The following is a 13,364-nucleotide window of genomic DNA, read 5'->3' on the forward strand; positions in this document are numbered from 1 at the left end:
TGACGGGCTGAAAGTAAACACACAGAGAGCTATTGATTATATTATTAATTACAAAACGTAGTTTTTTTAAAATATAAAAATATTTATTGTCGTCTGATAAATGCCTTTGGCTGTTGGCTATTGGCTATTAGCCGTTGGCTTGTTTAGGGTACGTGTTGCGTGGTACGTGTTAGTTCTGAGTTCTGTCCCAAAGTTTCGGAGAGTTCTGAGTCTCTAAACTCCTGACTCCTAACTCAAAACTCGAAACTAGCCCATACACCATACACCTTTCACCATACACCTTTCACCATACACCTTTCACCATACACCATACACCATACACCATACACCATTCACCGTAAAACAACATTCTTTTTCAAGGTTTTATAGGATTGTAATGAAAAATAATTTACCTTTGCATGAAATAAATATAAATGATTTATTATGAATAGTTTTACAAAGTTTTTACTTAGTGCTCTTGCCGTTTCACTTCTTATTTTAAGCATCAGTTGCAACAGAGACAAGACTGTTTACCCCAGAATTAAACAAATTTCTGCAAACCCCGATACTATCAACATATATGAAACCTCAACAATTGTCGTTGATATTTTTGATAAGGAAAAATTTGAAGAAGACGATTTAGTATTTTATTATTCTTGCAAGTCGGGCTACATAAGCAATAGAGATGACACTGCTTTTTGGACTGCTCCCGAAAATTACGGAAACTATAAGATAACCGTGTTAATATCTGATTATAAAGGCAATAGTGATATAGATTCGGTGATTGTTCATGTAAAGAAACCCGAAGCTACTTTTGCCATCAACGGGATTGCTGCCTTTGTTTCCGACACTCTATTAGACTTAAGAAACTCTAATGCAATGCTTTACAATAGTATTGAAAATTTTAGAAGAAACATACCTCAATACATGGTACCTTGTCAGGGCATTGGTCCTATTGCTTATTTCCATTTTCCGCTTGTAGCTGCCGGAAAGTATTATTTGGCAGTATGGAAAGACGTTGACGCAAATTCCATAATAAACTTCGGCGATTATTACGGTTGGTACGGCACAGGTGAAATTAACGGTGAAGAACCGCCAAATCCGTACTTAATTAATTTGACCAATGGCAATGCTTACAATAAGAATGTGAGAATGTGGGTTAAGTAATTTTATTTATCCTTTGCAGTATTTTTTAGCATTGGCACAAACCTAAAATAGCCAAACTCTTCTTTATTAATTGTTTTTTCGTCAACACGTATAAGTCGTGTCATTACTTGCTTTTTGTTATCGCCTAAAGGCAAAACCATAATTCCACCAATAGAAAGTTGTTGCAATAATGTTTGCGGGATATCAGGTGCAGCAGCTGTGATAAGAATTCTGTCGAATGGTGCATATTGCGGTAAACCTTGATACCCATCGCCAAAAAACAATTTAATTCTATAACTAAGTGGTTCTCTTAAGTTACGTACTCTTTCGTACAGCAACTCCTGACGCTCGATTGTATACACATCGGCTCCCATTTGTGCCAAAATACTTGCCTGATATCCCGAGCCTGTACCAATTTCCAAAACTTTAATGTTTTCGGTTATGTTGAGCAATTGTGTTTGAAATGCAACTGTGTAGGGCTGCGATATGGTTTGCCCCGAACCTATAGGAAAAGCCTTGTCCATATAGGCATGCTCCAAAAAAGCAGAATCGAAGAAAAAATGACGCGGAACTTCAAGCATTGCTTTAAGAACTTTCTCATCTTTTATGCCTTTTTTTCTGATAGTATCGATGAGTTGTTGTCTTAACCCCTTATGCCTGTACGAATCTTCATATGATATAGCTCCCGACATTGTTCTTATTTGTTATGAATCGTATTCGCTTAAAAATCGTCTTAATTTAGCTACTTCTTTCCATTTAAGTCGGGCTTCAATAGCCGGAGAACCGTAATAAGTTTTTCCTCCTTCTAAAGACTTATCAACTCCGGAAGTGGCAAGAATGACAGCTCCCGAACCTATTACAACATCTTTATTTATGGAAACTCTAGCCCAAATAACAACATCATCTTCAATGGTAGCAACGCCTGCAATAGCCGAATGCGCACCTATCAAGCAGTTTTTACCAATAACGGTATCGTGCCCTATTTGAATATGATTGTCAAGTTTGGTACCGCTTCCAATACGTGTAGTACTGGAAACTCCTCTATCAATGCTGCACAAAGCTCCTATTTCTACATTGTCTTCGATAACAACATTGCCACCCGATAACATTTTTCTGTATTTACCGTCTTTTTTTTGAAAATAATAGGCATCGGCTCCTATAACACTGTTTGCGTGTATTATCACATTGTCGCCAATAACGCAACCATCGTATATAGAAACATTTGAATTAATAAAGCAATTGTCCCCTATTTTTACATTGGCTCCCACAAATACTCCGGGCTGTATAATAGTGTTTTCGCCTATTACGGCTGACTGATGTATCAAATCATCAGATTTTGAAATAATCCTATGCAACGATATAATCTTATTATAAGCCGCAAACGGATCATCACAAACTAAAAGATATTTGTTTTGGGGATTATCGACTTTGTCGGTATTAATAATAACAGCTGATGCGTTGGAGTTTAAGACTTTAGAATAGTATTTATGATGATCTACAAAGGTTACATCACCTTCCTGTACAGAATGGATTTCATTAATTCCTAAAACATCAAAATTGCAATCGCCATCGTACTTAGCATCAATAATTATAGCTAATTCGCATATATTAATAGGATTTGCAAATTTCATGATTGATACTAAGCAATAATTATTTTACTCTTTCGACGTACGAATTATTACGAGTATCAATTTTTATTCTCTCGCCGGTATCAACAAACAGTGGAACGTTGATGGTAGCACCGGTCTCGACAGTAGCAGGTTTAAGGGTATTTGTAGCAGTATCGCCTCTTACTCCGGGCTCGGTATATGTAATTTCCAACTCAACGAAAGGTGGTAACTCACAAGTTAGTGGAGATGCAGTGTCAGCGTGAATAGTTATTTCAACCTCCTGTCCTTCTTTCATTAGTTCGTGTCCTTCAACCATATCTTCGGGTAGAGTTAGTTGGTCGAATGTTTCGGTATTCATGAAATGATATCCTAAATCATCGTTGTACAAATACTGAAACTGACGTCTTTCAACTCGTGCTATTTCAATTCTCTCACCTGCCGGAAATGTATTAGCAAGGACTTTTCCTGTTTTTATACTTTTTAGTTTGGTACGAACAAAGGCTGCTCCTTTGCCAGGTTTAACGTGTTGGAACTCAACTATTTTATACAAATCGTTGTTATATTCTATACATAGTCCGTTCCTAAAATCAGCTGTTGTTGCCATCGGTAAATATTTATTTGATAGTTAATTTATAGTTTGCAAATTTAGTTAATTTTACTGAGAACAGGTATAAAGTCGGTCAATTTTATTAAAAATACAATATAAGATTCATCGAAAGAGTAACCCCAACCATGACTATAGATACCATTGTCATCAGTTTTATAAGAATATTCAAACTTGGACCAGATGCGTCTTTAAATGGATCACCTACCGTATCACCTGTTACTGCGGCTTTGTGAGCCGGACTTTCTTTGCCACCGACATGCCCTTCTTCTATGTATTTTTTAGCGTTATCCCAGGCTCCGCCTGAATTTGCCATAAATACAGCAACAACAAAACCTGTAACAATGCTACCCAAAAGCAATCCCAATACTCCGGGAATGCCAAAAATTACACCAACAATAACCGGAAACAAAATAGCCATAAGCGATGGCAAAATCATTTCGCGTTGTGCAGCTTTAGTCGAAATATGTACGCACTTAGCATATTCGGGAGTTGCCTCACCTGTTAGTATTCCTTTAATCTCTCTAAATTGACGTCTAACTTCTTCAACCATTTTTCCGGCTGCTCTTGCAACCGCATTCATAGTCAGTCCGCTAAACAAAAATGCTGCTACAGCTCCTAAAAACACTCCGCCCAAAAAGCGCGGATTCATAAGTGAAACATCAAAGTAATGAAGCACATCTATAAGCGTACCCGATTTGAGTTGTGCCGTTATTTCATGATTTGGATAAAAGTGTATCATACCTAATCTTGCTTCTTCCAAAAACGATGCAAGCAAAGCCATCGCCGTGAGCGCAGCCGACCCAATTGCAAAACCTTTACCAGTTGCTGCGGTAGTATTTCCTAATGAATCTAAAGCATCTGTTCTTTTTCTGACTTCGGGTGGCAAGTTGCTCATTTGTGCGTTTCCTCCGGCATTGTCGGCAATAGGTCCGTAAGCATCTGTAGATAGTGTAATTCCTAATGTTGACAACATTCCGACAGCCGAAATGGCAACTCCGTACAATCCCATACTAAAGTTTCCTAAATCCCAGGAAGCTGCAAATCCAAACGATAAGATGATAGCTGCAACAACTATTAATACCGGTACCGCTGTTGAAATCATTCCTGTGCCAAGTCCCGAAATAATTACGGTTGCATGACCCGTTTGTGCTGAACTTGCTATTTTTTGAGTGGGTTTAAAAGACGACGAAGTATAATATTCGGTAGAACGACCAATACCTATGCCTGCCAATAAACCTGAAAGCATTGATAGCCAAATACCAACATAATTAGGCAATTTAAGCAGCATTAAAACAAAGAAAGAAAGTATTGCTATTCCTACTGCTGAAACGTTTACTCCAATCGATAATGAATTTAGTAGTTGTTTTTGTGTGGCATTTTCCTTAGTCCTTACCAAAAAGATACCGAAAATCGATAAAAGTATTCCAACTGCAGCGATAACCATAGGTGCAATAACTGCGTTGAATTGTGTTTTTCCGGCTCCCATAAACCCTGCTGCTCCGAGTGCTGCCGTTGAAAGTATGGCTCCGCAGTACGATTCGTACAAATCGGCTCCCATACCTGCAACATCGCCTACGTTGTCGCCTACGTTATCGGCTATAGTAGCCGGATTTCTAGGATCATCTTCGGGAATGTTTTCTTCAACCTTACCAACCAAATCGGCTCCAACATCGGCTGCTTTGGTAAAAATACCGCCACCAACACGTGCAAACAATGCCTGAGTTGAAGCTCCCATTCCGAATGTAAGTGCAGTTGTGGTTATTATGTTAAGGTTTGTTCCGTCGGGTGTGGCTCCTGCCGGATATACCGCATTTAAGATAACAAACCAAATTGCTATATCTAAAAGTCCTAGCCCAACAACCACAAGCCCCATAACTGCACCTGAACGAAAAGCTACTTTTAAACCTTTATCTAACGATTCGCTAGCAGCTTGTGCTGCTCTGTTTGATGCATGAGTTGCAGTTTTCATTCCAAAATAACCTGCTAAAGCAGAAAAAAAACCTCCGGTTATAAAAGCAAAAGGTACAAATGGATTTTGAATTTTTAACCCATACGACAAGAAAGCAAATATTAATGCCATAATGAGAAATACAATTATTACGACTTTATACTGCTGACGCAAGTACGCCATTGCTCCTTCTCTGACGTATGAAGCTATCCTTTTCATCAAATCGTTTCCTTCGCTGTACGAAAGCATATTTTTATAAAAATAATATGCAAATACAAGCGCTATAGTTCCGGCGATTGGAACTAACCAAAATATCAATGGAAATTCAGAAATCATCTTATAATATTTTTAATTTATATATTCTACTTTGTTGCCTCTATAAAAATATCGAAAGCCTTATCGGTATATTCATCGAGATAAAAACTATTTACAGTAATGTTATTAACACTGTTTGTTTCGTTTTTCAACAATTTTCTTCTGTTTAGCCTGTTCAGTATATCGTAAGGCTTTTGCAATAATTTTGCTGGCAGTCTATTTTCCAAATCGAAAATATCAATTTTCTTAATCTTCCTTACAGCTTCCTTGTTTTTCAAATAATACTGATTAACATCATCATTGCCATAAACTCCTTTTATTGAAACAGAACTAAAGTTTTTTTCAAATAACAATTTAAGCTCATCTCCTAAATACTCTCTAACATGCCATGGATTGCGGGTAAGCGACATTTTTTTGTTAGGAGTTGTGATGTATGCTTTCCCTTGCGGCTTTAGTATTCTGTTAATCTGGCTGATAAACATTTTATCATCTTTGATATGTTCAATGACCTGAAAAGATATTGCTATATCAAAAGTATTATCAGGTATAGCCTCAAGGTTTGGAAAAACAATTTGCTTAAAATCGACTTTATCCAACAGTTCTGGATTTAAAGGATATTTATCTAATGCTAAATAGTAGTCGGCATTGGGAGCAAGCAAATTTATTCCGTAACCTTCTCCGCTTCCGAGTTCAACAACCTTGCCCTTAATGCTATCAGCAACACTGTGGTAGGCAAACAAACAGCGATTATATATAACGCTTTCGGAAAGGTCGGTGTGTGAACTACGCTCTGCTGTCTGCATACATCATATTTTAGGTTTCAAATTTTTTGCAAAAATAGTGTAAAAAACATAAAGGGCATTATATTTTTTTATTGTTGTCCGATAAAACCTTGAAGTTGATGTTGCGAGTTGCGAGTTGCGTGGTGCGGGTTACGTGGCTTTTAGCCATTAGCTGTTAGCTTTTAGCTATTTGCTAGGTTTAGCTAACAGCCAACAGCTACTTTCAATTAAACTGTTTAGCAATAAATAAACTTTACTCTTTTCGCATAAATAATCTGCCGTGATAAAAAATTACAATAGCCAAAAGTTTTACTTTAACAAGGACGGCATACATTTCTTCTGAATGAAGTTCGAAATGAATCCTTAGTTAGAACGGGAAGTTCCGAGCTTGCTCGGAAATCACCCGCTCGAACTTAGGATTTATGAGAACGCAATTCAGAAAAGAAATGTCAGCCTTGACTTTTTGGTTCTTTTGTGTCAAGACAAAAGAACGTAAAGAAAAATAGAAACTTTAAAGCTAAATTTTGTTTTAATTGCGTAACTTGGGGACAACCCGTAACTCAGACCACGTAACCCGTAGCCTAACAGCAACTTTGTGATTAAAGATATTCATCGTACGATAATGATATTTTTTACGTAGAAACAATGTTTACAAATTCTTTCTAACACAAATATAATTTTGCCATATTTTCTAAGAGTTTCAAAACAAAATAAAAATACTATATGTTAATATTTTATTAATCTGAACAAAATTTGTTCGGTGAAAAGTATTTTGTGTAAATTTGCAGATAATTATAGAAACAAAATTAAAACAATATAAAATTATGGCAGTATTAGTTGGCAAAAAAGCCCCTTATTTTGAAGCCGATGCCGTTGTTAACGGTGGCGAATTTGTTGAAAAGTTTTCGTTGGCACAATACATAGGAAAAAAGCACGTAGTATTTTTCTTTTATCCAATGGATTTTACATTTGTTTGCCCTACAGAACTTATAGCTTTTCAGGATAAACTAGAAGAATTTGAAAAACGCAATGCAGTTGTTATAGGTTGCTCAACCGACAGTAAATACTCGCATTGGGCATGGTTGAATACCGAAAGAAATCAGGGTGGAATTAAAGGCGTTACCTATCCGTTGGTGTCTGACTTGGCAAAAACGATTTCCGAAAATTTTGATGTTTTGGCAGGCGAATGGGAATACGACGAAGAAGAAGATTACGTCGATTTTGACGGCGAACCTGTTGCATACAGGGGTTTGTTTTTGATAGACAAACAAGGCGTTGTTCGACACCAAGTTGTTAACGATATGCCTTTAGGTCGCAGCGTTGACGAAGCTTTGAGAATGATTGACGCTTTGCAATTTTTTGAAGAGTACGGAGAAGTTTGTCCGGCAAACTGGCACAAGGGCGAAGAAGCTGTTAAGCCTACATCGGAAGGTATAAGCGAGTACTTGTCGAAGAAGTAGGCTCGGCTGCGCGAGCGGTGATTGGTGGCTGGTGATGAGTGATGAGTGATCGGTGGTGGGTGAATTTTAGGTTTTTTCCCAAAGTTTCGGAATGTTGCGTAGTGAAACACTTCGGTCGCTGAGTGCCGTAGGCGTATCGAAGTGCCGAAGTGTTGAAGACAACGAGTCCCAATAATGTCGAACCACGAACCACGCAACACACAACACGCAACAGCCCCGAAATTTCGGGACTAAAAGCTAAAAGCTAAAATTGTTAATTGCACATTGATAATTGTTAATTGGTTTCTTAAAAATCTATACCTATCTTAACATTAAACTGTCGCTGTGTTAATCTGTTGGGTACGGCATATCTTCTGTTATTTACGCGTATCCAGTTGTAAGATGCAATGTTTTTGTTATCAGCTACATTAAGCACTTCTATTCCTACCCACAAGCTTTTTATGTGGCTTAGCCAGCCTTTTTGGGGTTTGTAGCTTTCAAAACCTATGATTTGTTTGGTCAATCCTGCATCTATACGGAAGTACGATGGGATTTTAAATACATGCGTATGAAAAGGTGTATTTGGAGCACCCGTCGGGAAACCAGACCCGAAAGACACAGCAATATTGAATTTTAGCGACGGATCCATGGGCAAATAATCTTGGAAGAAGATGCTGGCAGTAACTCTTTGGTCGCGTGGGCGTCTGAGATAGCCCGGATAAACTATTGTAGAATCAACTATTAACGACTGTTCGGTTGTGTGCGGATTTACCAATTCGCCTTCAGCGTTGAAATATTTGTAATAAAAATCGCCTTGTATGTCTTCTTTTGTGTTCAAAAACGAAACACTTATCCAAGAATCGACTCCTTTGACAAACTCGCCTGTAAGTTTCATATCTAATCCGTAGGCATATCCTTTCGACTGTAGTTCAGGATGATATTTTATACGCACATTGTCGACTTCGTAAGGCGTAAGTTTTGATAATTTCTTGTAAAAAACATCTACCGTGTAAATAAAAGGTCTGTTGGCTGCATTAAAATGCCAATTGGAGCCAAGTATAAAGTGTATAGCCTCCTGAGCCATAACATCTTTCATAAGCAAACCATCTGTTGTAATTAATTCCTTAAAAAATGGCGGTTGATGGTACAAACCTGTGGCAAACCTGAAAACTATATCTTTTTCCCAATTTGGTTTTAAAGAGAATGAAATTCGCGGACTGACAGTTATTTGTTTATTAACCGAAAAATAACTCGAACGAACTCCTACATTGAGAGTCGATTTAGCTTCGGCTATATTAAATTCCCATGTGTTTTGAGCAAAAGCCGTTATTCTTATTGCATTATTATCGTATTTACCTGAATAATAATAGTCTGACTCTAACGGGGTTAAATTTCCGGAACTTCCGGGAATACCAAAATGATTAGGCATTGTATAGCCTGCCGAATCTATCATTTTCCATTCTTTAAGTCTATATTCTACTTGTTCGTTCTGAATTTTTACAGAGAAAAGAGTTCTACTATTATCTCTCAAATACAAAACTCTGTTTTCAAAATTAGCAACAAAAACATCTAACATGTTGCGTGCATGCGACCTGTAAGCTCCTATTCCTTTGGCAAGCGCAATCTCGATAGAGTCGTTTTTGTCGGGTCGGTCTTCTAAAAACGCCATTATATATTCGCCTAAAATATCGTGGCTTTCCATTTCGTTAGACTTATACGCCGAAGCTATCCATTTTACCAATAAGTTTTCATTAGGTTTGTAGGAAAAAGTCAGACCTCCCAATCCGCTGCTATATTTATCAAGCTCTTGTCCTTCGTAGTAAATTTTCAACCTAAGCGGATTTTGAAAAGTACCAAATTGGGCGTCGTCGCTTATGGGTATCATTTTGAACAAATTATCGGAATAGTAACCCAAAAATGACACATCTAATTTTGGCGATATCTGGTATTGGACAAAGCTTTGGATGTCGAAAAAAGTCGGTTGATAACTAACTTTCTTTGACGCATCTCTGAGCAAACGAGCATTGGTTTTATATCTTGCTCCAAAAATGTACGAGAGTTTTTGGTTTTTCGACCTGTTTTCAAAATGCAAATTGGCTCCCAAAAGACTGAAATCGGCTGATGCCTGAAAAGAAACAGGTTTTTTGTAATTGATATCTAAAACGCTGGACATTTTATCTCCGTACTTGGCTTCAAAACCTCCCGCCGAAAAAGATAAACTCGAAACCAAACTGCTATTCAAAAAACTTAGCCCTTCTTGACTTCCGGAACTAATTAAAAAAGGACGATAAATTTCGATATCGTTTACATATACCAAATTTTCGTCGAAACTACCGCCACGAACAGAATATTGGCTACTCAACTCGTTGCTGGATGCAACACCCTGCAAAGTTTTTATTATACTTTCTACTCCGCCCGAAGCTGTTGGGACTTTGTTTATCACGTTGGGGTCAATGACATTCATTCCCGAAACACGAGAATAAGTATCTTTAACAGTAACGCCTGACAGCTCGGTTGTTTGCGGATGTAACATTACATTTAACCTTACCTTCGAACCTTTTTTCACAAAAACTGAAACGGTGTCGCTAGTGTAACCTATGTACGAAAACGCCAACAAATAATGCTTGTCGGCAACAACATTTATTGAAAATTCACCATTAAAATCTGTAGAAGCACCCAAATCGGTATTGACAACTGTTACGTTGACACCTTGCAAGTACATATTGTTTTCGTCTACAACTCTACCATTGACAATACCAACGCTTTGCGAATAAACCGGGTTGGGTTTGTAAACAATTAGTACAACACTAATCGCAAAAATGAGATATAACAAACGATGCTTCAAAACTAATTTATCTTTTGCTGATGCCACCCAAAATACCTCTGACTATTGAACGTCCTATTCTGCTTCCAATTTGGTTTGTAACGGAACGTCTAACCGATTTGGTTATGTCGGTAACAATACTTTTTTCAAGCGATTTTGAACTTGACCTTCTTGACGCAGCACTTCTTTCCTTTTCTTCTTGCTTTTTGAGTTTCTCTTCTTCCTTTCTGAGTTCCTCTTGCTCTCTGAGTTCGACAGCCTTTTCCATGGTTTGCGTTAAAATTTCGTAAGCCGATTCGCGGTCGATTGCTTTATCGTACATTCCAAACAACATCGATCTTTTTATGATTTCATCTCTTTGGCTATCGGAAATCGGACCGATTTGACCTTGCGGTGGCAATATTTTAGCTTGCTCAACCATGTTTGGCACACCTTTTTCGTCTAAAAATGAGACTAACGCCTCGCCTACTCCAAGCTGCGTAATGACTTCAAAAATATCGTATTTAGGGTTTTGTCTGAATGTTTCGGCTGCAACCTTTACGGCTTTTTGGTCTCTTGGAGTGTACGCTCTTAAAGCGTGCTGAATTTTATTACCCAACTGACCTAGCACCGTATCGGGAATATCGATAGGATTTTGTGTAACAAAATATACACCAACGCCTTTACTACGAATGAGTCTGACTACCTGCTCAATTTTTTCCAACAACACTTTAGGTGCTTCATCGAATAAGATGTGAGCTTCGTCGAAGAAAAACACAAGTCGTGGCTTGTCCATATCGCCGACTTCGGGAAGTTGTTCAAACAATTCGGAAAGCAAGTACAACAGCATTGTTGCGTATATGCGTGGCGACATCATTAATCGCTGAGCATCAAGTATATTTAGCATTCCGTAGCCGTTGTGGTCAGTTTTTATAAAGTCGAATATGTTTATTGCAGGTTCGCCAAAAAACAAATTACCACCGTGTTCGCCTAAAGTTATAAGCTCTCTGACAATTGCACCAATGCTTGAAGGTGAAATATTGCCGTACTGTTGCGAATAGTCTTTACGATTTACGCTTATGTATTCGCATAGTTTTTGTAAATCTTTTAGGTCAAGAAGTAATAAACCCTCGTCATCGGCAATTTTAAATACTATCGTGAGCAAACTCGACTGTATATCGTTAAGGTTAAGCAAACGACTCAATAGTACCGGTCCCATTTCGGAAATAGTTGTACGTAGCGGATGACCTTTTTCTCCATAAACATCCCAAAAAGTAACCGGAAAACCTCTATGCTCGAAGTTTTCAAGTCCCATTTTTTCTACACGCTTTGCAACATTGGCATTGCCTTCGCCACTGACCGCCACACCCGACAAATCGCCTTTAATGTCGGTCATAAATACCGGCACACCAATTGAACTAAATGATTCGGCTAATACCTGCAACGAAACAGTTTTACCCGTTCCCGTTGCACCCGTAATCAAACCGTGTCGGTTTGCCATTTTGGGGTTTATACATATTTCAATATCCGATTTGGCTATAAGTAACTGACCGTCTGATTTTTTCATTTTACAAATTATTTATTAAGGTTTATAAATTAACGAAATTTAGGCTAAAATATTTTATCGTTTTACAAAATGCAAATATAGTTAACAATTAGCAATTATCAATGAACTATTTTCAATGGTGGTTTGTGAATGGTGAATGGCGAATGGTGATTGGTGATGAGTGGTGGGTGGTGGGTGATGAGTGATTAATTAGTTCCGAGTTTGGAGTTTGGAGTTTGGAGACTCAGAACTCAGAACTAACCCGAACCACGCAACACGCAACCCGTAACACAATTTATAACTTTATATTACCAACTTAATACTTATAATTTGTAATTTTGTACTTTTGTCGATTACTAAATAGTATTAAATGTCAGTAATAACTTTGTTAAGCGATTGGGGTTTAACCGACCATTATACAGCATCTGTAAAAGGTGTTATACTTTCGCGTTGCAGTAATGCTACAATAGTAGATATTAGTCATAACATAAGTTCGTTCAACGTAAAACAGGCTGCATTTATACTAAAAAACAGTTGGAAAAACTTCCCTTCGGGGACAATTCATATTGTTTGTATTAATTCTATTGAAAACAAAGACGTCTCGCATATATTGGTAAAAGCAGAAGGGCATTATTTTATTTGTGCCGACAACGGATTGCTGTCATTAGTGCTTGAACAAGAGCCTGAATTAATAAAACAAATAACTACAATGCAGAGTTCGCCTTATTTTACTTTCCCTGAACGAGACCGATTGGCTGTTGTTGCGGCAGAAATTGCCAATGGTACCGATATTGATAAAATTGGCGATACAATTGATAAAATTAGAAAATTTACTATCTCCGAACCACACAAAGATAAAAACAACACGGTAACGGCTATTGTTGAGTACATTGACAGTTACGAAAATGTTTTTCTAAACATTACAAAAGAGCAGGTTAATAAGTTTTTTGATAGGCAGGATTTTGTGATTTCATTTCGCAATTTGACTATTAACCGTCTTGTTAAAACTTACGACGAGGTTCAGGAAGGTGAAGCTTGTATGCTTTTTGCTTCAAACGGAAACTTGCAAATTGCCGTATGCAACGGAAAAGCCGCATCTTTGTTGGGTATTAGGATTGACGATAGAATTAGAATTACTCCAAAATCAAAACCTCAATTAAAACAAAATTCATTATTTAATTCAATTTAA

10 protein-coding genes are annotated in these 13,364 nt (G+C 37.6%); 3 read left to right on the forward strand and 7 right to left on the reverse strand.

Annotated elements, in window-relative coordinates; translation table 11 throughout:
* Positions 1-423: 423 nt before the first annotated feature.
* The gene (locus tag PHP31_01295; GenBank protein MDD3737916.1) at positions 424-1,146 is read left to right on the forward strand and encodes a hypothetical protein; all 723 of its coding nucleotides are present in this window, start codon (positions 424-426) and stop codon (positions 1,144-1,146) included.
* Positions 1,147-1,148: 2 nt separating this feature from the next.
* On the opposite strand, the gene PHP31_01300 is transcribed toward PHP31_01295, so the two are convergent.
* The 5 genes from PHP31_01300 to PHP31_01320 all read right to left on the reverse strand — a co-directional run bounded on the left by PHP31_01300 (position 1,149) and on the right by PHP31_01320 (position 6,408).
* Complete coding sequence (locus tag PHP31_01300; protein MDD3737917.1) at positions 1,149-1,817, reverse strand: protein-L-isoaspartate(D-aspartate) O-methyltransferase; 669 nt, start codon at positions 1,815-1,817, stop codon at positions 1,149-1,151.
* Positions 1,818-1,829: 12 nt separating this feature from the next.
* The gene (locus PHP31_01305; GenBank protein ID MDD3737918.1) at positions 1,830-2,756 is read right to left on the reverse strand and encodes a UDP-3-O-(3-hydroxymyristoyl)glucosamine N-acyltransferase; all 927 of its coding nucleotides are present in this window, start codon (positions 2,754-2,756) and stop codon (positions 1,830-1,832) included.
* Positions 2,757-2,775: 19 nt separating this feature from the next.
* Positions 2,776-3,339 carry an elongation factor P gene (gene efp, locus PHP31_01310; GenBank protein MDD3737919.1) on the reverse strand — a complete coding sequence of 188 codons (564 nt, stop codon included), beginning with the start codon at positions 3,337-3,339 and terminating at the stop codon, positions 2,776-2,778.
* 85 nt (positions 3,340-3,424) lie between these two features.
* Complete coding sequence (locus PHP31_01315; GenBank protein ID MDD3737920.1) at positions 3,425-5,626, reverse strand: sodium-translocating pyrophosphatase; 2,202 nt, start codon at positions 5,624-5,626, stop codon at positions 3,425-3,427.
* A 26-nt stretch (positions 5,627-5,652) separates the two neighbouring features.
* Entirely contained in the window at positions 5,653-6,408 is a 756-nt protein-coding gene (locus PHP31_01320; protein MDD3737921.1) for a class I SAM-dependent methyltransferase, read from the reverse strand.
* A gap of 803 nt (positions 6,409-7,211) precedes the next feature.
* On the opposite strand from PHP31_01320, the gene PHP31_01325 reads away from it, so the two are divergent.
* Positions 7,212-7,847 (forward strand): peroxiredoxin, encoded by a 636-nt coding sequence (locus tag PHP31_01325; GenBank protein ID MDD3737922.1) that lies wholly within the window; start codon positions 7,212-7,214, stop codon positions 7,845-7,847.
* Positions 7,848-8,133: 286 nt separating this feature from the next.
* On the opposite strand, the gene PHP31_01330 is transcribed toward PHP31_01325, so the two are convergent.
* Together PHP31_01330 and PHP31_01335 are read right to left on the reverse strand one after the other, a co-directional pair.
* Positions 8,134-10,671, reverse strand: coding sequence for a carboxypeptidase-like regulatory domain-containing protein (locus PHP31_01330; GenBank protein ID MDD3737923.1), 2,538 nt, complete (start codon positions 10,669-10,671; stop codon positions 8,134-8,136).
* A gap of 7 nt (positions 10,672-10,678) precedes the next feature.
* On the reverse strand, positions 10,679-12,196 hold the full coding sequence (locus tag PHP31_01335) for a DUF853 family protein (GenBank protein ID MDD3737924.1): 1,518 nt from the start codon (positions 12,194-12,196) through the stop codon (positions 10,679-10,681).
* 349 nt (positions 12,197-12,545) lie between these two features.
* Between PHP31_01335 and PHP31_01340 the strand changes: the two genes are divergently transcribed.
* Positions 12,546-13,364 (forward strand): SAM-dependent chlorinase/fluorinase, encoded by an 819-nt coding sequence (locus tag PHP31_01340; protein MDD3737925.1) that lies wholly within the window; start codon positions 12,546-12,548, stop codon positions 13,362-13,364.

Source organism: Lentimicrobiaceae bacterium, from assembly GCA_028697555.1.
In the GTDB taxonomy this organism is placed as follows: domain Bacteria; phylum Bacteroidota; class Bacteroidia; order Bacteroidales; family UBA4417; genus UBA4417.